The sequence below is a fragment of the Microbacterium sp. X-17 genome, from assembly GCF_039615055.1.
Map to the genome: position 1 here is coordinate 1,172,308 of NZ_JBDHNI010000002.1, position 22,524 is coordinate 1,194,831.

A 22,524-nucleotide genomic window follows, 5' to 3' on the forward strand; every position below is an offset into this window, starting at 1 on the left:
GGGGGTCACACAGACTTCTGCTGCAGAGACCCGTAGCGTTCCATCCGCTGCCACCGGAGGCGGCGCCCGGCGATCGCGGTGAACACCGATTGGATGACCACGAGGTACATGAGCTGCCGGTAGACGATCTGCTGCAACGGCAGGGTCCACAACGGTCCGAGGGGCTCCCGGTCGAGCCGGAACGCATAGGCGGCGACCAGGGCCTGGACGATGAGGAACGCCAGCCACAGGGCGACGATCCTCACCGGATCGAGGAAGATCAGTCCGTAGAGAGCGAACAGGTCCACGACGGGCGCGAGCAGGGGCAGGAGCACCTGCAGGATCAACAGGTACGTCAGGCCGCGTCGTCCGAGCTTGCCGGCGCGTCCCTTCTGCACCACGGCGCGGCGGTGCTTCCACATCGCCTGAAGCGTGCCGTAGCACCAGCGATAGCGCTGTTTCCAGAGAGCACCGAGATCCGCCGGCACTTCGGTCCACGCGCGTGCGTCTTCGCGGTAGACGACCCGCCATCCGTCGCGCAGGAGCGACATCGTGAGGTCGGTGTCCTCCGCCAGGGTGTCGGAGCTCACGCCGCCGATGCGGATGATCGCGGACCGGCGGAACGCACCGATCGCCCCGGGAACGGTCGGCATGCATTCCGCGAGGTCGAAGAGCCGGCGGTCGAGGTTGAAGCCGACGACGTACTCGATGTGCTGCCACCGGCCGATGATTCCCCGTCGGTTGACGACCTTGGTGTTCCCGGAGACGGCCCCCACCTCGGGGTCCGCGAACGGTTGCACCAGGCGGCCGATGGTGTCCGTCTCGAAGACGGTGTCGGCATCGACCATGACGACCAGCTCGTGGCTCGCTGCGGCGAGCCCAGTGTTCAAAGCGGCGGGCTTTCCCGCGTTGGACTGACGGATCACGCGCACGGACGGGATGCCCAGCCCTTCCGCGATGCGGGCGGTCTCGTCGGTCGAGCCGTCGTCGACGACGATGATCTCCACCGGGTGCGCCGAGGCGGCGATGGAGCGGATGGCGGCTTCGATACCGGCGGCCTCGTTGTACGCGGGCATGATCACGGTCACCGGATCGGTGACCGTCGGCCGGGCCGGTCGGGGCCTGCGAGCGAGATGCGCGTGGCGCGCGGCGACGATCACGACGAGAGCGGACCGGATGATGATCGCAATCCCGCTCAGCACGAGGGCGATGCCGATCAGCGTGATCACGATGTCGCTGATCCGGATCGTCCAGGCCAGCGCTCCCGCGGTAATCCGCTCGATCGGTGTCGCCGGCCGGGTGGTGGCCTTCAGCCCGGCCGCATCGCTCACCGTCGTGACGCGGAAGCCGTTCGACGCGAGCCGCGGGAGAAGCTGCGCGAGCGCGGCGACGGTCTCGCTTCGATCGCCGCCGCCGTCATGCATCAGCAGCACCTGCCCCTCGGTGCCCCGCGGTGTTGCGTTGCGGACGATGGCGTCCACGCCGGGCCGTTGCCAGTCCTCACTGTCCAGCGTGGTCAGCACCGTGATCCTGCCGGTGGCTCCGATGCCCTGGATGGCGCTCCAGAGGCCGTCGGTCACGGCAGTGTTGGTCGAACTGTACGGCGGGCGCACGAGCGCAGTGGACGTGCCGGTAGCGTCGACGATCGCCTGCTCGCCACCGTCGACCTCGAGCTGCCGCCGCCACGCGGGGGCGGACGCGAGGTCCACGTGGGACAGGGTGTGCACGCCGACCTCGTTCCCGTCGGCGAGGATCTCGCGCATCAGGGCGGGCTGCGCGATCGCGGCCTCGCCCGTGACGAAGAAGGTCGCGTGGACGTGCGCGTCACGGAGGACGGCTAGCACCTGCGGCGTCCAGATCGGGTCGGGGCCGTCGTCGAACGTCAGCGCGATCGTGTTCTCCGGAGGCGTGAGTGTTCGGAGGTCCGGTGTCATCGAGATGATCGGCCCCCCGGAGGACACGGCGTCAGGGACGTCGCCGACCGGGCCCGAGCCCGCCGCGCCGTCTTGACCGCTACCGCCGAGGTGCTGGATGTAGCCCTGGACGGTGAGTGCCACCGCCAGGAAGGCGAGGACAACCGCCAACGCCACCCAGTGGGCTGTCGGACGGATCGCTCGCGCGGAGAACCGAGGGGGCGAGCTCACGGATGCGTGGGACCGGACTGTCGGCGGCTCTGACCCGGCGCGAGGGCGCTGTTCCCATGCGTCGCCGTCGCTGATGGCGATGGCGCGCGCGGAGTCGCTGCGGGGGCTGGTGGCGCGACGGCGACCGGTTGACTGACCGTTTGACCCGTCACGTCCATCGGTGCTGTCGACGGGGTAAGGGGTGCGCTCACACCCCTGGTTGGCGTCCTCGGTTCGGCGGCCGGTGGCGGTGTGACGGGCTCGGGCTGCGGCGTCGTCTGAGCGGCGGGCTGGATCGCTGCCGGCAGAAGTGGCGCCCAAGGAACCGAAGGTGAGAGCAGCGCGATGGCCGTGAGGCCGACGTAGATCGCGAGGCCCGATGCCAGGGATCCGACCATTATCCGGATTCGCTTCGCCCGCCGACCGCTGGGGTCGACGAAGACGGGCTTCGCTTCGGCGTGCCCGGTGCGACGAGTGCGGGGGGATTCGCTCATTGCTGCGGCTTCCTCAATGGTTCCGGAGGCGCAACCACGATAGCCGACCCCGCCTTCGATGGGTGCGACGGTCGCGGGTCTTCGGATCTACCGTGCGAGCGACGGGCGGAGCCGAGGCGGCACGTTCGCGTAGACGGTCTGTGCGCCGACCGTGGTCCACGCGCCGATGAGGAGGACGAAGAGGGCGACGGAGAGCGCCCCGACGGCGGCGTTGCCGGTCTGCGCCGCCAGTCCCGCGGTCCCGGTCACGCAGGTGCCGATCGGGAAGACGAACGACCACCAGGTCAACGAGAACGGCATCCCGCGCCGAGCGGTCCGGATCGTGATGAGCGCGGCCACGCTCAGCCAGAGGAGAGCGAAGCCGAGCATGGCCGTCCCGTAGAGGACGGCGAAGCCCGCCAGCGCCCGGGCGAGCGACGGGCTGAGCGCGCCGTCCGCGTGCGCGGCCAGGAGCGTAACGGCGGTGATGCTCTGACCGAGCGGGCCCAGCACGATCCAGAGGGTGGGCACCAGGCGGTCCGGGCCGACATGGTGGACGGCGAGCCGCTGCCACAGCTGGGCGATGATAATGATCGAGGCGAGCAGGCTCAGCCCGAACATCGCCAGGCAGGCCAGCAGCAGCGTCTCGCGGGGCTGCCCGCTCGGCACGTACGGCAGCAGCAGCGCGCCGGTCGCCGCCGAGACCATGGGCGGCGCCACGGGCATGAGCCAACCGCCGAAGGCCGCGTCCGCGGCATTCTCGTGCCGGGTGAAGGCGAGGTAGGGGACGATCACCGCGCTCGCCAGACCGCCGATCGTTCCGATGGTCCAGAGGATGGCGTCGAGGGTGACGGCCGCCGGCGTCCCGATCACGTCCTTTCCCAGGAGCAGCGCGCCGGCGCCGACCGTCAGGAACGCCATCGGAGGTGCGCCGTAGAAGTGCGCCATCACCGGATCGAGGTGGTGCTGGCGCGCCCGCCCGCCGTGCCGCGTCGCGTGCAGGACGGCGGTCGTGACCAGGAACACGAGGAGCGCGGATGCCGCCATCCAGACGACGATCGCCGCCGGACGGAGTCCCGGCACCTGGAGAGGCAGCGCCGCCGCGGCGGTCGCGACGATGCCGGTGCCCATCACGGCGGCGAACCAGTTGGGGGTCACGTCGGAGATGCGGAACCGGGCCATGCCTCCACACTCGTCCGTCCTCGGCCGGCGCAGTAGGGTACATGCATTGTGGATGCACAAGCATTGGTTGTAGCTGACGTGGATCTCGTCTCGCTCGCGGTTCTCGCCGCGATCGCGGAGCGGGGCTCGATCTCCGCCGCCGGGCTGGCCGCCGGACTGACGCAGCAGGCGGCATCCGCCCGGATGCGGCGTCTCGAGGAGCGCCTCGGTCTCGCCCTCCTCCACCGCGGACCCCGGGGCACGAGCCTGACCGCGGAGGGGGAGATCGCGGCGCAGTGGGCCGCCGACGTGGTGACCGCGGCCGAGCGATTCGCCGTCGGGGCGTCCGCGCTCCGCGGTCGCCGGACGCCGCTCTCGGTCGCGGCCAGCCTCACGATCGCGGAGTATCTTCTGCCCGCCTGGCTGTTGGCCGTCCGTGACGGCGGTCGCGACGTTCCGCTGTCGGTGACCGCGACGAACAGCGCCACCGTCGTCGAACTGGTCAGGTCCGGCAGTCATCCGCTCGGCTTCATCGAGTCGCCGCAGGACATCGGCGACCTGCGGTCGGTCACGATCGCCCGGGACGAGCTGGTCCTCGTCGTCGCGCCGACGCACCCCTGGGCGAACCGCGCGTCGATCACCGCGACGCAGCTCGCGAAGACCCCGCTCATCGTGCGCGAGGAGGGATCGGGTACCCGCCTCAGCGCGGAACGGATGATGCTCGATGCCGGGCACACGCCGCATCGCCCGCTGCTCGAGCTCCCGACGACCGCCGCGATCCGTACCGTCGTCGCCGCGGGCGCCGGGCCGGCCGTGCTCAGCATCCTCGCCGTGCGCGACGACATCGCGTCCGGCCGGCTCGCTCGGGTCCGGATCCGCGATCTCCGCTTCATCCGCGAGCTCCGCGCGATCTACGCCGCCTCGGCCGCCCTGGATCCCGAGCTGCAGTCCCTCCTCCGTGCGGCGACCCGCAACGCGCAGGCGGACTCCCCCTCAGCCCGACTCGCCGCCCGCGCTCGTCCCGCCGCCTGGTGACGAGCGGAGAGGCATGATCGCTCTTGTGCGATCATGCCTCGAATGCGATGATGAGTCGTGGCTGAGATCGAAGTGCACGACGAGGTTGAGTCGTGGCTCGACAGCCTGAGTCGCGGCGACTGGGAGCGTGTGGTCGTGATCGTGGACCGGCTCGGGGCGCTCGCGTCGAGCGCTCGGATGCCGTTTTCGCGAAGCCTCGGCGATGGGTTGTTCGAATTGCGGTTCACCCTCGGTCGAACTGCGCGAAGGATCACATACGTGATGGAGGAAGAGATGGGCAACTATTCCCGGTGGGAGGACATGAGGGAGCGCCGTGGCGCCGTGTCCGACGAGCGTCGCGATGAGGTCGAGCAGGATCTCGCACTCGGTCAGCTCGTCTACGATCTCCGCACGGCTGCCGGGCTGAGCCAGCGCGAGCTGGCGGTCCGGATGAAGACCACCCAGTCGGTGATCTCCCGGCTCGAGGAGGGTGGCGGGGCGCGGAACCGAATCGACACCCTGGCGCGCCTTGCGACGGCACTCGGCCGGCACCTCGTCCTGTCCTTCCCGCAGGAGCCCGCCGCGCGCACGCCTGACTCCGTTCAGGTCGCCTGACGCGGGAGACGGACCCGTCAGGCCAGGAGCTCGTCGAGCGGGCGGGTGAAACGGAGGACCTGGAAGCCGTTGTCGGTGCTGGTGAACCAGAGGTGCAGCTCTCCGTCGCGCTCGACGAACCGCACCTGGGAGCCGGAGTGGTCCGTGGTGCTCGTGCCGAGACCGCCCTGGTCCTCGGACTCGCGCCACGACCCCGGCAGCGGCATCCCGGTCCGGAGCGGCGGCTTGTAGTAGGCGATCTCGCGGGGCCGGAAGGGATTGCGGATGTCGAACACGCGCACGCCCGCCTGCCGGTACGTGGCGGCGAGCAGCCGCGGATCCTCGTAGCGGTCGACGCCGCAGTAGTGCGAGGAGTACCCGCCGTAGCCGATGTGGTCGTCCTTCGCGCCGGCGTTCCGCGGGTCGCTGACCTCGAGCATCAGCTTCGACACGACGCGGGGGTTCTGCTCGTCGCTCACGTCGATGATGCGGATGAAGCCGTCCGGTGCGACCCCGTGATGGTAGGGGCCGGAGCGGCCCTCGCCGAAGTGCTCGCCCCCACCCATCTCGTCGCCCATGACGACATACGGGCGCCCGTCGTACGTGACGAGCCGCGAGAGCTGCATGTGCGCGCCGCCGCCGTCCTCCCAGTACAGCCGGCTGACGACGCGGGCTTGCGGGTCGGGCCGCCGGTACTGGTAGTCGCTGACGTCGAGGATCACGAGCCCGTTGTCGCCGGTGAGCTCGGGGAACATGGGCGGGAAGTGGCCCGCGTGCGCGATGTAGGCGCGCGTGCCGTCCGCGTTGAAGACGAAGTCGTGGGCGCGCTCGTCGATCCGCGGCAGGGCGACCGGGTTCGATGGATCCGCGAGGTCGATGGCGTAGATGCCGTCAACGAGGTTCGCTCCGACGAAGAAGGTCCGGCCGTCCGGCGTGAAGTTCCCGCCGTGCCCGACGGCACCGGGGATCTCCACGCTCGACAGCAGGACCGGATGCCCGGGATCGGCCGCGATGTCGTAGACGTCGAAGCTCATCGCCTTCGGCAGCGGGTCGGTGAAGCTCGTGTTCTCCGCACCGGCGAGGAGCATCCGGCCGGGGTGCACGTGCAGCGCTTCGTGCGGGTCGAGCATCGCCGGGCTCGTGAGGTACGCGGTGGGATGCGGCCGGGCCGGATCCGACGCGTCGATCACGATCGTGCCGGGATGCTCCTGGTGCGGGCTGTTGTGGGTGGGCACATAGGCGAAGTCGCCCACCCACGCCATTTGGAAGCCCTCGGCTCCTTCCCCCGGGAAGCTGCCGACGAGCTGGAGATTGGCGGTGTACGCCCGCTCAGCGTCGCCGTTCTCCCGCTCCGCGACCGTCGTCTGCCCCTGCAGAGCGGTCTCGGGTCGGTCGCCCGGCCCGGGCTGCGCCTGGGGAACCGGCGATTCCCAAGGCGCAGCATCCGGATCGAACGTCATGTCACTCGTCCCGTGCGTGACGCGTGTCTACTTGTCGTCGTCGGCGCGAGGGTCGCGACCCGCGGGGCCCGCGATCTCGCCGCCGTCGGCGATGAAGTCGGCGCCCGTGCAGAACGACGACTCGTCGCTCGCGAGGAAGAGGATGAGGTTCGAGAGCTCGATGGGCTCGCCCTGGCGCCCGAGCGCGACCTTGCTCTGGTCGACGTCCATGTCGGCGTTCATCGGCGTCTTCACGCTGCCCGGGAGCACGGCGTTCACGCGGATGTTGTCGTGGCCGAGGTCGAGCGCGACGCTCCGCGTGAGGCCGCGGACGCCGAACTTCGACGCGTTGTAGCCCGAGACCATGCTGAAGCCCTGCAGGCCGGCGATCGAGGACACGTTGATGATCGAGCCGCCGCCGGCCTTCCGGAGCGCCGGGACCGACGCGCGGATGCCGTAGAACGGGCCCGTCAGGTTGATGTCGATGATCTGCTGCCAGGCCTCGAGCGGGAACTCGTCGATCGGCGCGAAGTTCACGATGCCGGCGTTGTTCACGAGGATGTCGAGGTGCCCGAACGCGTCGACCGCCGTCTGGACCGCGGACTCCCACTGGTCGTACTTCGTCACGTCGAGGTGCACGTAGCGGGCGTTCTCCGCGCCGAGCTCCGCCGCGACCGCCGCGCCGTCCTCGTCGAGGAGGTCGCCGAGGACGACCTTCGCGCCTTCCTTCACGAGGAGCCGGGCGTGTTCCGCGCCCATTCCGCGTGCGCCGCCGCTGATCAGTGCGACCTTGCCGCTGACCCGTCCCATACTCGTCTCCTTGTCCAGCCGATCGCGTCCGCCGCGTCCGTGTGTGAGCCGCCGGCGCAGAACGCGACCGGTCTTGCGGAAGGTTAGAAGTGTCCCGGAGGGCGCTCCGGCGATGGTCCGGCTAGCGGACCGCCGGGATCCGGTCCAGGGGGCGCTCGGTAGCGTGCGGTAGGTCCCGCTGCTTCGCGCTGCGCGACGTTGTCTTCCTCAATGACGAACGGGAGTGCACCGATGTCCCTTACTGAGCCGTCGCGCGACGAGCTGGTGGCGCGGGCGACCGCACTCGTCCCCTTCCTCCGCGGCAACGCCGAGCGCGTGGAGAACGAGCGTCAGATCGGCGAGGACACGATCGCCGCCCTGCGTGACGCGGGCCTGCTGCGGCTCGCCGTTCCGAAGCGCTTCGGCGGCTACGAGGCGGACCTGGGGACGCAGGTCGCCGTGCTCAGCGAGATCGGCCGCGGCGACGGTGCGCCGGCCTGGGTCGCGGGCCTGTACACGGGTGCGGCCGCGCTGGTCGGGCGGTTCGGCGAGCAGGCCCAGCAGGACGTGTGGGGATCCAACCCGGACGCGATCATCTGCGGCGCCAGCGGATCCGTCGGCGTGGGCACCCGGGTCGAGGGCGGCTACCTGCTCAACGGCGCGTGGAGCAACTCGTCGGGATCGCTCTACGCCCAGTGGGGCACGATCGGCATGATGACGACGGACGAGTCGGGCGAGGTCCAGGGCGGCATCGCCCTCGTCGACCGCACCAAGTTCACGATCAAGGACACCTGGTACGTTTCCGGGCTCAACGGCACGGGCAGCGTCACGATGGTCGGCGAGGACGTCTTCGTCCCCGACCACCGCGTCATGTTCCGCTCCGGGCCGGAGGACAACTTCCGCCGCACCCCGTTCGACGACGAGGCGCTCTACCACGTCGCGTTCATCCCGATGGGGAACGCGGTGGTTGCCGGCGGCGTCCTCGGCATGGCGAAGGCCGCGCTCGAGTACGTGCTGCAGAAGGCGCCGACGAAGGGCATCTCCGACACCACCTACCGCTCGCACGTCGATGCGCCGACGGCCCAGATCGGCATCGCCCGCGCGGCGACCCTGATCCGGGCGGCCGAGGCCATGGTGGACGCCGTCGTCGCGGACGTCATGCGCTACGCCGAGCGCGGCGAGGACATGCCCGAGGTCGAGCGCGCGGCGCGCCGCCTCGACCTGACGTGGGCCGGCAAGACGCTCCGCGAGGCGGTCGACGGCCTGGTGTCGGTGTCGGGCGCCGGCTCGTTCGCCCTCGCGAACCCGCTCCAGCGCATCCTCCGCAACGTCTCGGTCGCGACGCGTCACTCGTACATGAACTTCGAGATCGCCGAGGAGATCTACGGCAAGAAGCTGCTCGGCAACGACGAGGTCGTCGCCGGGGTCATCTGACCCGCCGGAGTCCTCAGGCCTTCGGCTCGAGGACGAACAGGGGGATGAGTCGGCCGGCCTTCGCCTGGTAGTCGTCGAACGCCGGCCAGACCGAGGTCGCCAGCGCCCACCACGACGCGCGGTCGGCGCCCTCGGTCTCCCGCGCGCGATAGTCGAGGAGGACGGCGCCGTCCTGCAGCCGGCAGTCCGCATCCGCCCGGAGGTTGTGGACCCAGGCCGGATCGGTCGGGGCGCCGGCGTGCGAGCCGATGACCACGTAGCTCCGGCCGTCCGTGACGCGGACGAGCGGCGTCTTCCGCACCTTCCCGCTGCGCGCGCCCCGCGAGGTGAGGATGATGCAGGGCGCGCCGACGGTGATGCCGCCCTCGACGCCGCCGGTCCGCTCGTAGTCGGCGACCTGCCGGGCGATGTACTCGCGCGGGCTCGGCGCGTAGTCGCCGTCGCTCATCCGAGCAGCTCGGCCGCGCGCTCCCCGACGAGGAACGACGTCGCATTCGGACCGCGGGAGGTGAGCGTCGGGAAGACCGACGCATCTGCGATGTGCAGCCGGTCCAGTCCGTACACCCGCAGGCGCTGATCGACGACGGCGCCCGGATCGGAGGTGGGGCCCATCCGGCAGGTCGACGACGGATGCCCCGCGGCGACGTTCTGGTCGAGCCAGGCGTCCAGCGCCGCCGTGTCGCTGAGGTCCTCGGGGAACCCGGAAAGGCGGCCGCCGATGCCCCGGAGGGCCTGCTGGTCGAAGATCTCGGCGGCGAGCCGGACGCCCTCGCGCAGGCTCACCCGGTCGGCCTGGGCGCTCAGCAGGTTCCAGCGCGGGACCGGGAGGTCGGTGGCATCCGCCGAGCCGAGACTCACGGTGCCGCGGCTCTCCGGCTGGAGCATGACGACCGCGATGCTCGCCGTGCCGCCTTCGTTCCCGCCCAGTCCGAGCATCGCCTCATTCGTCAGCACGAAGGGGATGATCTCGATCTCGCCGCCCTCGACCGCGCAGTGGAGGATCGGGTTGACCGAGCCCTTCGTCAGGTCCTCGGAGAGCCGGGCCGACGACTCCCACGCGGCGCCGACCATGGCATGGTCGCTGAGACCCTGACCGACGCCGGGGAGGTCGTGGACGACGTCGATCCCGTGCTCACGGAGATGCTCGGCCGGGCCGACTCCGGACAGCATCAGGACCTGGGGCGTGTTCAGCGCGCCCGCCGAGAGGACGACCTCGTCCGCGTAGTAGTTCTGCAGGCGTCCGTCGACGAGCGCCTGGATGCCGATCGCGGTCTGCCCGTCGAAGAGCACCTTCTGGACGAGCGCGCCGCCCACGACGCGGAGGTTGGGCCGCCCCATCGCCGGGAGCAGGTACGCCATCGCGGAGCCGTAGCGGACCCCGTCCGCGATGTTCATCGGCAGCGGGCCGATCCCGCCGCGCGAGTCCGGCGCGTTCTTGTCGGGGTCGTCCGCGAAGCCCAGCGCGCGGCAGGATGCGTCGAAGGCGGAGGCGAACTCGGGCGCCAGCCCGGCCTGCCGCGACACCTGGACCGGCCCGCTCGCGCCGTGATACGGACCGGCGAAGTCGCGGTCGGTCTCGAGCCGGGTGAACACTGGCAGCACCCGGTCGAAGGCCCACTCGTCATTGCCGAGACGCGCCCACGTGTCGAAGTCCTGCTTCGTGCCGCGGACGAAGTAGCACGCGTTGATCGTGCTGGAACCGCCCATGACCTTGCCGCGGGCGTAGGGCACGCGGCGGCCGGGCGTCATCTCGGCCTGGAACGTCCAGGTCGTCGGCTCCCCGGGGATCGCCGCCGAGATGCGGGAGGGCTCGAGCAGCTCGACGGGCATCTCGCCGGCGGACCGGAAGACCTGCCCGGCTTCGAGGAGGAGGACCGACCGATCCGGGTTCTCGCTCAGGCGCGCCGCGAGGGTTCCCCCCGACGAGCCGGAGCCGACGACGATGACGTCGAAACCGTTCACGAAGCGACCTCGCACGGGGTGGCGATCAACTCGGTCATGGCGCTCCTCCGGCCTCGCATCGTCATCGATCCGTCGCCCATCCTGACGACCGCCCGGCGCCCCCTCCGCGGGCGGTTCGTTCAACGAACCATGACGCGCGCGAGGCCGCGGATCGCGCTCTACTGGTTGCCCAGCACATTCAATGGCCGCGAGGGTCGACCGGCGTCGAACGACGCCCTCTCGCGGGAACCCGATCGAGGAGGATCCGGACCATGAGCACGACGACTGACATCGGTGAGGGCGCGCCGACCGACAGCGGCCAGCTGTTCGATCTCGAGCCCGCGGCGATCCGCTGCCCCTTCCGGATCTACGACAAGCTGCGCACCGACGAGCCCGTCTACTGGGAGCCCCGCATCGAGGCGTTCGTCGTGTCGCGCTACGACGACATCGTGGCGATCACCGGCCAGCCCAACCTCTTCTCGAACGGCGTCCAGAACAGCCCCGTTCACGACCGTCGCGTCCAGGAGGTCGCGGGCGCGCTCTTCGGCGAGGCGCCGGAGATCTTCGAGCGCGCCGGGCAGCTGCGCGGCCCCGCCGGCTTCCTCCTGAACGCCGACCCGCCGGAGCACGCCCGCCAGCGCGCGCTCGTGAACCGCGCCTTCACGCTGCGCCAGGTCCGCAAGATGGAGGAGGGCCTCACCGAGCTCGTCGACCGTCTGCTCGACGGCTTCGACGCGTCGGGCGACGTCGAGATCGTCCGCGACTTCGCCGTGCCGCTGCCCGTCACCGTCATCGCGAACGCGCTCGGCGTGGAGATCGACCACACCGCCGACGTCAAGCGCTGGTCCGACGACTTCCTGAAGATGCTCAACCCGCACCTCACGACGGTCGACATGAAGGACGCGCTGGGCAGCCAGATCGAGTTCTACACGTACTTCCGCGAGCAGATCGCCGATCGGCGTCAGAACCCGAAGGAAGACCTGCTCACCGCGCTCGTCGAGGCGAACATCGACGGCGAGGCGCTGACCGAGCCGGAGATCCTCGAGGCGTCCCTCCAGGTCATGGCGGCGGGCAACGACACCACGACGAAGATCATCACCGCGATGGTGCTGCGCCTGGCGCGCGACCCGCAGCTCGCGGCGCGCCTCCGCGCGGAGCCGGACCTCGTGTCCGACTTCGTCGAGGAGGTCCTGCGTCTCGAGTCTCCCGGACAGGGCTTCTACCGCATCGCCACCGCCGACACCGAGGTGGCCGGCGTCGCGATCCCGCAGGGCTCCGTGCTCTTCCTCCTGTACGCCTCGGGCAGCCGCGACGAGTCGCGCTTCGAGAACGCCGAGGAGCTGGTGTTCGGCCGCGACGTCACGACGCCGCACCTGAGCTTCGGCCAGGGCGAGCACTTCTGCGTCGGCGCGACGCTCGCCCGTGCGGAGCTCCGCATTGCGATCCAGCGCCTGCTGGAGCGCTTCTCGGACATCTCGACGCCGCTGGCGGACGAGGACATCGAGTACATCAGCAGCTACCAGTTCCGCGGCATCGAGAGCCTGCCGGTTCACGTCACGCGCGCCGAGTAGAACAACCGGGACGCCCGCGTCCGCGGGCGTCCCCGAAGAGGAGAATGGGACCATGAGTATCACCGCTGATTCCCGTGAGAACGCCGCGCCGGACGGTACCGCCGCGCTGTTCCGGCTCGAAGACGCCGCGGTACGGTGCCCCTTTCTCGCCTACGAGAAGCAGCGCTCCGAGACCCCCGTGTACTGGGAGCCCGCCATCGAGGCCTTCGTGGTCACCCGCTACGACGACATCGTCGGGGTGACCGGGCAGCCGAATCTCTTTTCGAATCGGATGCAGAGCAGCCCAGCGCAAGCGGCGCGGCTGCAGGAGGCCTCGATGGCGCTGCTCGAGCGCGAGCCGGAGCTCTTCGCGCAGGGCGGTGAGGTGCGCGAGGCGCAGGGCGTCCTGCTGAACGCCGACCCGCCGCAGCACAGCCGGCACCGCTCCGTCGTGAACCGGGCGTTCTCGGTTCGCCAGGTCCGCAACATGGAGGACCAGCTCACCCAGATGGTCGACGAGCTGATCGATGCGTTCGACACGTCGGGGGAGATCGACATCATCCCGGCGTTCGGCGTGCCGCTGCCGTTGAAGGCCGTCTCCAGTGTGCTGGGGGCGCCGACCGATCACCTGGAGAGGTTCAAGAGGTGGTCCGACGACTTCCTGAAGCCGCTCAGCCCGACGATCGGCCCGGACGACCTGAAGACCGTCATCCAGACCCAGGGTGAGTTCTACGCACTCTTCAACTCGCTCCTCGACGACCGGTTGGAGAACCCCCAGGACGACCTCCTGACCGTTCTGGCGCAGGCCGCTCCCGAGGGCGAGCCCCTGACGCGAGCGGAGCAGCTCGAGATCTCGATGGCGGTCCTCGTGGCCGGCAACGACACCTCGACCAAGCTGATCGCGGCGTGCGTCCTGCGCCTCGCGCGCGAGCCCGAGCTCGCCGCGCAGCTGCGCGAGGACCCCGACCTGGTGGCGCAGTTCGTCGAGGAGATGCTCCGACTCGAGGCCCCCGCTCAGGGCATGTTCCGCTACGCGACCGAGGACACCGAGGTCGGCGGCGTCGCGATCCCCGCGGGCTCCATGCTGTACCTCGCGTACGCCTCCGGGAATCGCGACGGCGCCCGCTTCGACGACCCGGACGAGATCCGTCTCGACGGGCGCGACGGGACGCCGCACCTGAGCCTCGGCCACGGCATCCACTTCTGCCTCGGAGCCCCGCTGGCCCGGGCGGAGATCCGCATCGCCATGCAGCGGTTGCTGGCGCGCTTCTCCGACATCTCGACGCCCCTCACCGACGCCGATCTCGACTACTTCGTCAGCTACCAGTTCCGCGGGCTCAACAGCCTTCCGGTTCGCCTGACTCCCGCCTGACCCGAACATGCCGCATGTAATCACCGAACGCTGCTGCAACGACGCCGCGTGTGTGTCCGTCTGCCCGGTCAACTGCATCCACCCCTCGCCCGGGGAGGCCGACTACCTGACGGCCGAGATGCTGTACATCGACCCGGAGGTCTGCATCAACTGCGGCGCGTGCGTGGCCGTGTGCCCCGTCAGCGCGATCGTCCCCGACTTCGATCTCGAGCCCGAGCAGGAGATCTTCGAGCGGATCAACGCGAGCTTCTACGAGGTCTCCGGACGCCGTGACTACGTCCGGCTCCCGGTGCCCACGGTCGGTCGGTCCGTCGCGCGTACGGGGGAGACCCTGCGCGTCGCGGTCGTCGGCACGGGTCCGGCGGCCTCCTACGTCGTGGACGAGCTCCTCAAGATCCGCGGCCTCGACGTCCGCGTCGACGTCTTCGAGCGGCTGCCGGTTCCCGGCGGTCTCGCGCGGTTCGGCGTCGCGCCCGACCACGCCCAGACGAAGGACGTGCTCGACCGCTTCGACAAGACGCTCAAGCGCGAGAACGTGCGGGTGTTCCTCAACACCGAGATCGGCACCGACATCACGCACGACGAGCTCGCGCGCCGGTACTCCGCGGTCGTCTATGCGAACGGCGCGAGCGCCTCCCGCCACCTCGGCATCCCGGGGGAGGAGCTGCCGGGCAGTGTCGGCGCCCCCGAGTTCGTCGCTTGGTACAACGGACACCCGGACTTCCGGGAGGCCGCGTTCGACCTCAGCGGCACCCGCGCGGTGGTCGTGGGCAACGGCAACGTCGCGCTCGACGTCGCCCGCATCCTCGCGAGCGACCCGAAGACCCTCGCGAAGACCGACATCGCCGACCACGCCCTGGAGGCGCTGCGGTCCTCGAACATCACCGAGGTGGTCGTGCTCGGGCGTCGCGACGCGAGCAGCGCCGCGTTCACGCTCTCCGAGGTCCTCGGCCTCGCGCAGAACGAGGACTTCGACGTGACCGTGGACTTCGGCGGCGAGCCGGGCGAGGCGGCGGATGCGCTGCGCGCGCTGAAGCTCGAGCAGCTGCAGGAGCTCGCCGACGTCACGCCCACGCGGAAGCGTCGCATCGTGCTTCGGTTCCTGTCGTCACCCGTCGCACTCATCGGCCAGGACCACGTGGAGGCGCTCGAGGTGTCCCACAACCGGATGACCGAGAGCGGCGCGCACACGGCGGTCCCGACGGGGACGGTCGAGCGCCTGGAGACCTCCCTCGTCGTCCGATCGATCGGTTACCGCGGTCGCGCGATGGCGGGCCTGCCCTTCGACGCGTCGGCGGGAACGCTGCCGAACGAGGGCGGTCGCGTCATCGACCCCGCATCCAACGCGCCGGTCGCCGGCGTCTACACCGCGGGCTGGATCAAGCGCGGCCCGACCGGGGTCATCGGCACCAACAAGAAGGATGCCGCGGCGACGGTCGACGCGCTCATCGCCGACTGGGAGTCCGGTGCGCTCGGACCCGCCGAGCTCTCGGACGATGTCGCCGCCCTCCTCCCGAACGCGATCGACTACCAGGGGTGGTCGCGCATCGACCGGCAGGAACGGGCCGAGGGCAGACGGCAGGGCCGCCCGCGTGTGAAGATCGTCGACGTGGAGGAGATGCGCCAGGTCGCGCTCGCGACCGAGAGCGCATGACCGCGGACGAGAGGATCGCAGGATCGCTATGACATACCAACTGACCTGTCCGTGTGGGCAGACCTTCGTCGAGAGCTCCGAGGACGAGCTGGTCGAGCACGTCGAGGCTCATCTGAGCAGCGTGCACGGCCGGGCGTACCCGCGGGCCGCGATTCTGACGATGGCCACGGTCGTCCCCGACTGAAAGGAGACGTCGATGCCCTGTGCAGCCGACGTGGTACGGCAGTTCCTCGATCACCTCAACGCGCAGCGCATCGACGCGGCCGGGGAGCTCCTCGCGGACGACGTTTTCTATCACAACATCCCGATGGACCCGATCGTCGGCCGTGCGGGGTGGCGGGCGTCGATGGATGCCTCGGGCCTCGGGACTGCCCTCCTGGCGGACTGGAAGCTGGTCTCGCTCGCCCAGGACGGTGACATCGTCCTCACGGAGCGTCTCGACGACTTCCTCTCGCCCGACGGGAAGCTGCAGCTCTCGATCCCGGTCATGGGCAGCTTCCGGGTGAGCGACGGGCGCATCGTCGAATGGCGGGACTACTTCGACATGGGCCAGTTCGAGCGGCAGCTGGCCTCTCTCGGCACCGCGGGCTAGGACGGCCCGTCCCTACCGGGCAGCGGTTCATCAGGCGAACCGCGAGGCACGACCGCGCGGAGGCGTACTTAGACTCGGGCAGTCAGCTCGGGAGGAGAACGTAACTTGAGCGCATCCACGGCGATTGTCGCGGAACGCTGGATGAACCGGCTGCGAGACGCATGGCTCGCGACGGACCTCGAGGCGGCGATGGAGCTCTTCCGGAGCACGCGCGAGTACTACGAGCGCCCCTTCGCGGTCACGACCGAGCAGAGCGACATCCGGGAGTTCTGGAAGGATCTGGGCTCCTTCACGGATCCCGGTTTCGAGTTCGACATCCTGGCCGTGGACGGACCGCGCGGCGTGGTCCACATTTCCTACAGCTTCACCTTCCCTGAGGCGGAGCTGAGTTACCTGGTGGACGGGGTGTACGTCCTCGATTTCGATGACGACGGAGATTGCGTCGTCTTCCGGCAGTGGTGGTTCGCGAAGGAGAACAACAGCAATGCGTGACGTGTCCAAGATCCTCAGCTATGAGGACGCGGAGTACTACGGCCGAAAGCGGATGCCGAAGGGCACCCAGCAGATGGTCGAGGGTGGTACCGGCCTCGGCAAGACCGTGCAGGAGAACCAGGACGCCTTCCAGACCCTGAAGTTCCGCCCCCGTACGGGTGTCGCCGTTCCGAACCCGGACCTCTCGACCACCGTGGTCGGCTTCCCGGTCTCGATGCCGGTCCTGACCGCGCCGACCGGGAACGTCCGCACCGTCCACCGCGACGGGGAGCCGGCTGTTGCTCGCGCGACCGGCGACGCCGGCACGATCGCCGTGGTCAGCACGATGATGGGCTACCCGATCGAAGAGGTCATCGCCGCCTCCAAGGGCACGGTCTTCTTCCAGCTCTACTTCGTCGGCGGCCGCAGCAACGTCGAGGTCATGATCGACCGCGCCAAGCGCGCCGGCGCGGGCGCGCTCGTGGTCACCATCGACCTCGCCGCCTACGCTCAGCGCGAGCGGAACGCCCGCATGCGCGTCGACGGCCCGCTCACGGTCAACCTCAGGAACGCGCTGACGTACGGTCCGCAGTTCGCCTTCAAGCCCGCGTGGCTGCTCGACTTCCTTCGCGACGGCATGCAGGTCAACACCCCCATGTGGGTGCAGAACAATCAGCCGACGGAGATGTGGACGGCGTCCAAGACCATGCTCGAGGACTCCCCGACGTTCGAGGACCTCGAGTGGATCCGCGAGCTGTGGGGCGGTCCCTTGATCGTCAAGGGCATCATGAACCCCGACGACGCCCGGCGCGCCGTCGACGCGGGCGCCAACGGCATCATCGTCTCCAACCACGGCGGCAACACGATCGACGGCGCGCGTCCGACGATCTTCGCGCTGCCAGAGATCGTCGACGCGGTCGGGTCCGACCTCGAGGTGCTCCTCGACAGCGGTGTGCGCCGCGGCAACGACGTGGCTCGGGCGCTTGCCCTCGGCGCGCGGGCCGTCCTGATCGGACGCCCGTACGTGTGGGCCCTGGGCGCTGCCGGCGGTGCCGGTGTCTCCCGCATCCTCGAGGTCTTCCGCGACCAGCTGTCGACCACCCTCCGACTTCTCGGTTGCCAGTCGGTGGCTGATCTCGATCCGAGCTACCTGGTGATGGGAGACCGACCGTGAGCACGAGCGCTGAATCCGGAGTCGGGAGGCTCCAGGGCAAGAAGGTCGTGGTGCTGGGCGTCGGCGGCATCGGTCAGCAGACCGCGCTGACCCTCGCCGCCGCCGGGGCGAACCTGTGGGCCCTCGACAACAACCGCGAACTGCTGGACGCCACCGCCGAGGGCATCCGTGCCGCCGGCGGACAGGTGGAGACCCAGGCCGTCGACGCGCTCGACGACGCGGACCTGGTCGGCGCGATCGACCGTGCCGCGGACGCGCTGGGCGGCGTGGACGTCTTCCTGACGACGGTCGGGGGGAGCGGTGCGGAGGTCTCGTTCCTCGACATCGAGATCGCGACCTGGCGTCGCACGGTGGACCTCAACCTCACGAGCGCCTTCGTCGCCGCGCAGGCCGCGGCCCGGCGCATGGCCGGCCAGGGCCACGGTTCGATCATCCTGACCTCGTCGCAGCTGAGCATCTCCGCCCGGCCGGGACAGGCGGCGTACTGCGCCTCCAAGGCGGGCATCAACCACCTGGTGAAGGTCATGGCTAACGACCTCGCGCCGTACAACATCCGCACCAACGCCCTGGCCCCGGGACCCACCTGGACGCCGATGGCGCAGCAGCTGTTCGAGGCCGCGGGCTCCGACCAGTCGTGGATCGACAGCGTGACGACCCACATCCCGATCGGCCGATGGGGCACCCCGGAGGACCTGGCGAACGCCGCGCTGTTCCTCGCCTCTGACGAGTCCACCTTCATCACCGGTACCACGCTCGTCGTCGACGGCGGCTACACCACCCTCTGACGGTTCCTCCCCCCTCGCGATCCCCCTGCCGAAAGGAACGAGCACATGCCCGTCGAACTCAGTGAACTCCTGCCCGACCTCCCCGAGGAGGACCGGGCCGGCCTCGAGAAGTGGTGGGGGGCGGGTGCCGAGCATCGCTGGGGGATCGGCGAGCGACCCGCGATCGTCGTGGTCGACATGACCCGGGCCTTCGTGGAGGACCGCTTCCCGAGCGGCTGGGCGAAGACCGGCGAGCCGTGCGCGGAGAGCATCCGTCGCCTCCTCGACGTGGCGCGTCCCGCCGGCATCCCGATCTTCTACACCGTGACCGAGCCGCTCGCGGGCGCCGAGGTCGGGGCGTGGCTTCGCGGCCGGCCGACCCCGAGCACGTTCCCGTTCGACGGGCCGCCGGAGGCGCACGAGATCGTCGACATCCTGACCCCGGAGCCGGGCGAGATCGTCATCAAGAAGCCCAAGCCGTCGGCGTTCTATGCCACGCAGCTGGAGGGGATGCTGAACTACGTCGGCGCCGACTCCCTGATCGTCACCGGCATGACGACCAGCGGCTGCGTCCGGGCTACGGTCAACGACGCGTTCAACCTGAACTACCGGGTGACCGTTCCGCTGGAGTGCGTCGCGGACCGCTCGCAGCTCTCCCACCGCGTCGAGCTCCTGGACATGACCGCGAAGTACGCGGATCTCTCCAAGCTCGACGAGGTGATCGAGGTCATCGGCTCGCGGGCCTGACCGCCGCTTCCTCTTCGCAGACGAAAGGACACACGATGAGAATCAGACTGATCAACACGGCTGACATCGACGACCAGGGCACCGTGTCGACGAGCTACGTCGACATGACCAACCCCGAGGTCACGACGCAGCCCGGCGGCAAGCTGCGCGCGATCATGAGCGGGCTGTGGGGCTGGGACGAGCTCCCCACGCTTCCCCTCTACCGCGACCAGGTGGAGCACATGCGCACCCACCTCAAGCCGGGCAACCAGGCCCCCTACGGCGGCATGCGCGCCTACCTCGCGACGATGCCTCCCGGGCAGGGCATGGACCGCAGCGGCGGCATGCACCGCACCGACACGATCGACCTCCTCATCTGCCTCGACGGCGAGATGGTCTTCGAGCAGCCGGGCGGCGACCTGGTCATCACCGCCGGCGACGTCGTCGTCGTGAACGGCACGTTCCACAACCCGGTGAACCGCTCCGACAAGCCGGCCACGTTCGTGGACTTCATGTTCACGGTGCCGCGCGAGGACCAGGAGTGGGACAACATCGAGATCAAGCAGCTCAAGGAGGGCTGGATCGCCACCGGCAACGGCGGCTACACCTACTGGGAGGAGACCGAGGAGAAGCTCCTCGCCCTCGTCGAGCAGCGCAAGCAGTGGCGTGCGCAGATCCGCGACGAGATCCAGTGGGGCGGCCCGCCGCTCAAGGTGTCCGGCGAGAACGCCTGATCCGAACGATGGAGACACGCGCATGCGCGTGACGACCCCGTCGGGGGTCGTCGAGGGCGCTGAAGGCGACGGGGTTCTGCTCTTCGCGGGCATCCCCTATGCGGAGCCTCCCGTCGGAGATCTGCGCTTTCAGCCCCCTCGGCCCCATCCCGGTTGGGACGGGGTGCGGGACGCGACCCGATTCGGGCCGGCGTCCGCCCAGTCCCCGCAGAGGCTCGGCGCACCGCTGCCGGAGTTCCCGGACTGGAGCGAGGACTGCCTCACCCTCAACGTCTTCACGCCGGGCGTGGACGGTGCGCTCCGGCCCGTGATCGTGTGGATCCACGGCGGCGCCTTCACCGTCGGATCCGGCGCGATGTCGTGGTACGACGGCTCCTCCTTCGCGCGCCGGCACGACCTCGTCGTCGTGACCGTCAACTACCGGCTCGGGGCGCTCGGCTTCCTCTCCCTCGACGAGGTCGACGGCGCGCAGCCGGGCGCCGGGAACAACGGCCTCCTCGACCAGATCGCGGCGCTCCGCTGGGTGCGCGACACGATCGCGGCTTTCGGCGGGGATCCCGGACGCGTGACCGTGGCCGGCGGCTCCGCCGGCGCCATCAGCATCGACGCCCTGCTCGGGATGCCGGAGGCGCAGGGGCTCTTCCACGGCGCGATCCTCGAGAGCGGGGCGGGTCAGCCGTTCCACACTCCGCACGTGGCCGCGCAGGTCACGGCCCTGTTCCTGGAGGCCGCCGGCGTCTCCGGGGTGGCCGAGCTGAAGAGTCTGCCCGTCGAGGACGTCCTCCGGGCCCAGGGAGCGGTCGCCGCCCAGCTCCGCACGACGCCCGGCGCCGTGCGGGCGGAGGACGGCCGGCCCGTGACCTCGGCGTTCAGTCCCGTCGTGGACCCCGCTGCCGGGCCCCGGACCACGGCTCCGGGGATCCCGATCCTCCTCGGCACGAATCTGGATGAGAACGGGCTCTGGTCGGTGATGGCGCCCGAGCTCGCCGAGGAGCAGCTGCAGCGCCGGGTGTCCCGGATGCACCGCGACCCCGACCGGCTCCTCGAGGTCTACCGCGAAGAGCTGCCGGATGCCGCGCCCGGCGACATCCTGTCGCGCATCCTCACCGACATGATCTTCCGCATCCCGGCCATCCGGTTCGCCGAGGCGCGGGCCGCGTCCGACCCGGACGTCTGGATGTACCTCTTCACGTGGCCGTCGGGAGCCCAGGACGGCCGGCTCGGTGCCTGCCACCTGCTCGAGCTGCCGTTCGTCTTCAACCAGCTGACGGCCGCGGGCGTGACCGAGTTCGCCGGTCCGCATCCGCCGCAGCCTCTGGCGGACCGGATGCACGACGCCTGGGCGGCCTTCGCGCGCACGGGCGACCCGGCGACGCCGGAGCTGCCGGAATGGGGCCGGTACGACGCGTCCGCGCGGACGACGATGGAGTTCGGCGCGGATTCCCGTCCCGTGGGGGACCCGGGTGCGGCCGCCCGCCGGCTCTGGCTCGACGCTCGCTGACCCTGCCGCCCGATCGGCGACGCATCCGACGGATGCGCGACTCGCCGTCGTTGTTCCGACCCCTCTTCCGCATGCCCCTCAGCATGTGGATCATCAGTAGGTGACAGGCGAAGGGACTTCGTATACATTAGTGTATGAACTTCCGTTACAGGGTTGGACGGGCCGGATGAGCGGCGACGCTCTTGCCGAAGGAGGCAGCACGGTGACACTTCTCGACTTCCATCCGACTGATGATTTCGCCGAGATCGAGGCGCTCTACAGCGAGCCCGCGGCAAACGCCGAGAGCGGGTCGGTGCTCGCCAAGGTGCGGCTGATCCTCGGGGCCTTTCTGTCCGGTGAGACCGACCTCGGGCTGTCCGAGCTCACGCAGCGCACCCAGCTGAAGAAGGCGACGGTCTTCCGGCTCGCGTCCGGGATGGTCGAGACCGGCCTCCTCGAGAAGAGCAACGGCCGGTTCCGCCTCTCGCTCTTCATGTTCGAGCTGGGCTCCAAGGTCCGGGTGCAGAAGTCCCTCCGGGCGATCTCGAACCCGTTCCTGCGTGCCCTGCATGCCACGACGCGCGAGACCGTGTACCTGAGCTCGCTGCGCGTGCCGATGGCCGTGTGCGTCGAGCGGCTCGCGGCGGAGGACGGCCAGGCCGCCCGGTGGATGATCGGCGACCAGATGCCGATGCACTCCACGGCCGCCGGCAAGTCGATGCTCGCGTACCTCTCGCCGGACGTCATCGAGCAGCACTTCAACCGGTCGCCGCTGCCCGCCATGACGAAGCGGACGATCACGTCGCCCGAGATGCTGACCTCCTCGCTCCGCGAGGTGCGCCGCACGCGCGTCGCCTACGACCGCGAGGAGAGCTGGCCCGGGTACTCCAGTGTCGCGGCGCCGATCTTCGACTCCCGCAACAACGTGATCGGTGCGGTCTCGGTCGCGGGGCCCTCGTCGCGCATCAAGCTGGAGTCGATCGCGAACACCGTGATGCACACCGCGGTCGGGATCACCCGCCGCGCGTCGACGCAGGTGGATCTCTGCTGACGTAAGTGT

Annotated in this window: 21 protein-coding genes; 15 read left to right on the top strand and 6 right to left on the bottom strand. The window is 70.0% G+C overall.

Translation table 11 applies throughout. The features are described 5' to 3' along the window. Nucleotides 1-5 precede the first annotated feature (5 nt). Nucleotides 6-2,036, bottom strand: a complete 2,031-nt coding sequence (locus ABCS02_RS14165; protein WP_345836288.1) for a bifunctional polysaccharide deacetylase/glycosyltransferase family 2 protein — start codon at nucleotides 2,034-2,036, stop codon at nucleotides 6-8. A 647-nt stretch (nucleotides 2,037-2,683) separates the two neighbouring features. After that, a complete protein-coding gene (locus ABCS02_RS14170; protein ID WP_345836289.1) occupies nucleotides 2,684-3,757 on the bottom strand; it encodes a TDT family transporter in 1,074 nt (357 codons plus the stop codon). A 78-nt stretch (nucleotides 3,758-3,835) separates the two neighbouring features. Here ABCS02_RS14170 and ABCS02_RS14175 point away from each other — a divergent pair, with 78 nt between their 5' ends. Next, entirely contained in the window at nucleotides 3,836-4,771 is a 936-nt protein-coding gene (locus ABCS02_RS14175) for a LysR family transcriptional regulator (RefSeq protein ID WP_345836290.1), read from the top strand. 57 nt (nucleotides 4,772-4,828) lie between these two features. Further along, nucleotides 4,829-5,365: a helix-turn-helix domain-containing protein gene (locus ABCS02_RS14180; protein WP_345836291.1), complete on the top strand. Its 537-nt coding sequence runs from the start codon at nucleotides 4,829-4,831 to the stop codon at nucleotides 5,363-5,365. A gap of 17 nt (nucleotides 5,366-5,382) precedes the next feature. Here the strand turns inward: ABCS02_RS14180 and ABCS02_RS14185 are convergent, their stop codons facing one another. After that, complete coding sequence (locus ABCS02_RS14185) at nucleotides 5,383-6,804, bottom strand: hypothetical protein (protein WP_345836292.1); 1,422 nt, start codon at nucleotides 6,802-6,804, stop codon at nucleotides 5,383-5,385. A gap of 27 nt (nucleotides 6,805-6,831) precedes the next feature. Beyond that, nucleotides 6,832-7,593 carry a glucose 1-dehydrogenase gene (locus ABCS02_RS14190; protein WP_345836293.1) on the bottom strand — a complete coding sequence of 254 codons (762 nt, stop codon included), beginning with the start codon at nucleotides 7,591-7,593 and terminating at the stop codon, nucleotides 6,832-6,834. A 231-nt stretch (nucleotides 7,594-7,824) separates the two neighbouring features. On the opposite strand from ABCS02_RS14190, the gene ABCS02_RS14195 reads away from it, so the two are divergent. Further along, entirely contained in the window at nucleotides 7,825-9,006 is a 1,182-nt protein-coding gene (locus ABCS02_RS14195; protein ID WP_345836294.1) for an acyl-CoA dehydrogenase family protein, read from the top strand. 13 nt (nucleotides 9,007-9,019) lie between these two features. On the opposite strand, the gene ABCS02_RS14200 is transcribed toward ABCS02_RS14195, so the two are convergent. Beyond that, entirely contained in the window at nucleotides 9,020-9,454 is a 435-nt protein-coding gene (locus ABCS02_RS14200; protein ID WP_345836295.1) for a nitroreductase family deazaflavin-dependent oxidoreductase, read from the bottom strand. Beyond that, nucleotides 9,451-10,968: a mycofactocin system GMC family oxidoreductase MftG gene (gene mftG / locus ABCS02_RS14205; RefSeq protein WP_345836296.1), complete on the bottom strand. Its 1,518-nt coding sequence runs from the start codon at nucleotides 10,966-10,968 to the stop codon at nucleotides 9,451-9,453. The genes ABCS02_RS14200 and mftG overlap by 4 nt, the downstream gene beginning before the upstream one ends. Nucleotides 10,969-11,219: 251 nt before the next feature. On the opposite strand from mftG, the gene ABCS02_RS14210 reads away from it, so the two are divergent. From ABCS02_RS14210 to ABCS02_RS14265, 12 genes are all read left to right on the top strand, one after another. Then, a complete protein-coding gene (locus ABCS02_RS14210) occupies nucleotides 11,220-12,518 on the top strand; it encodes a cytochrome P450 (RefSeq protein WP_345836297.1) in 1,299 nt (432 codons plus the stop codon). Between the two features lie 52 nt (nucleotides 12,519-12,570). Continuing rightward, nucleotides 12,571-13,869, top strand: coding sequence for a cytochrome P450 (locus tag ABCS02_RS14215; protein ID WP_345836298.1), 1,299 nt, complete (start codon nucleotides 12,571-12,573; stop codon nucleotides 13,867-13,869). A gap of 7 nt (nucleotides 13,870-13,876) precedes the next feature. Beyond that, nucleotides 13,877-15,523: an FAD-dependent oxidoreductase gene (locus ABCS02_RS14220; RefSeq protein ID WP_345836299.1), complete on the top strand. Its 1,647-nt coding sequence runs from the start codon at nucleotides 13,877-13,879 to the stop codon at nucleotides 15,521-15,523. Nucleotides 15,524-15,551: 28 nt separating this feature from the next. Further along, on the top strand, nucleotides 15,552-15,707 hold the full coding sequence (locus ABCS02_RS14225) for a DUF1059 domain-containing protein (RefSeq protein ID WP_345836300.1): 156 nt from the start codon (nucleotides 15,552-15,554) through the stop codon (nucleotides 15,705-15,707). A gap of 12 nt (nucleotides 15,708-15,719) precedes the next feature. Then, a complete protein-coding gene (locus tag ABCS02_RS14230; protein WP_345836301.1) occupies nucleotides 15,720-16,115 on the top strand; it encodes a limonene-1,2-epoxide hydrolase family protein in 396 nt (131 codons plus the stop codon). 105 nt (nucleotides 16,116-16,220) lie between these two features. Continuing rightward, entirely contained in the window at nucleotides 16,221-16,607 is a 387-nt protein-coding gene (locus tag ABCS02_RS14235) for a nuclear transport factor 2 family protein (protein WP_345836302.1), read from the top strand. Then, entirely contained in the window at nucleotides 16,600-17,760 is a 1,161-nt protein-coding gene (locus tag ABCS02_RS14240) for an alpha-hydroxy acid oxidase (RefSeq protein ID WP_345836303.1), read from the top strand. The genes ABCS02_RS14235 and ABCS02_RS14240 overlap by 8 nt, the downstream gene beginning before the upstream one ends. Further along, nucleotides 17,757-18,545: an SDR family oxidoreductase gene (locus ABCS02_RS14245; RefSeq protein ID WP_345836304.1), complete on the top strand. Its 789-nt coding sequence runs from the start codon at nucleotides 17,757-17,759 to the stop codon at nucleotides 18,543-18,545. Before ABCS02_RS14240 ends, ABCS02_RS14245 begins: the two co-directional genes overlap by 4 nt. Nucleotides 18,546-18,590: 45 nt before the next feature. Then, nucleotides 18,591-19,271 carry an isochorismatase family protein gene (locus ABCS02_RS14250; RefSeq protein ID WP_345836305.1) on the top strand — a complete coding sequence of 227 codons (681 nt, stop codon included), beginning with the start codon at nucleotides 18,591-18,593 and terminating at the stop codon, nucleotides 19,269-19,271. Between the two features lie 35 nt (nucleotides 19,272-19,306). After that, nucleotides 19,307-19,984, top strand: a complete 678-nt coding sequence (locus ABCS02_RS14255; RefSeq protein WP_345836306.1) for a cupin domain-containing protein — start codon at nucleotides 19,307-19,309, stop codon at nucleotides 19,982-19,984. 22 nt (nucleotides 19,985-20,006) lie between these two features. After that, nucleotides 20,007-21,485 (top strand): carboxylesterase/lipase family protein, encoded by a 1,479-nt coding sequence (locus tag ABCS02_RS14260; RefSeq protein ID WP_345836307.1) that lies wholly within the window; start codon nucleotides 20,007-20,009, stop codon nucleotides 21,483-21,485. A gap of 202 nt (nucleotides 21,486-21,687) precedes the next feature. Beyond that, nucleotides 21,688-22,515, top strand: coding sequence for an IclR family transcriptional regulator (locus ABCS02_RS14265; protein ID WP_345836308.1), 828 nt, complete (start codon nucleotides 21,688-21,690; stop codon nucleotides 22,513-22,515). The last annotated feature ends 9 nt before the right edge of the window (nucleotides 22,516-22,524 follow it).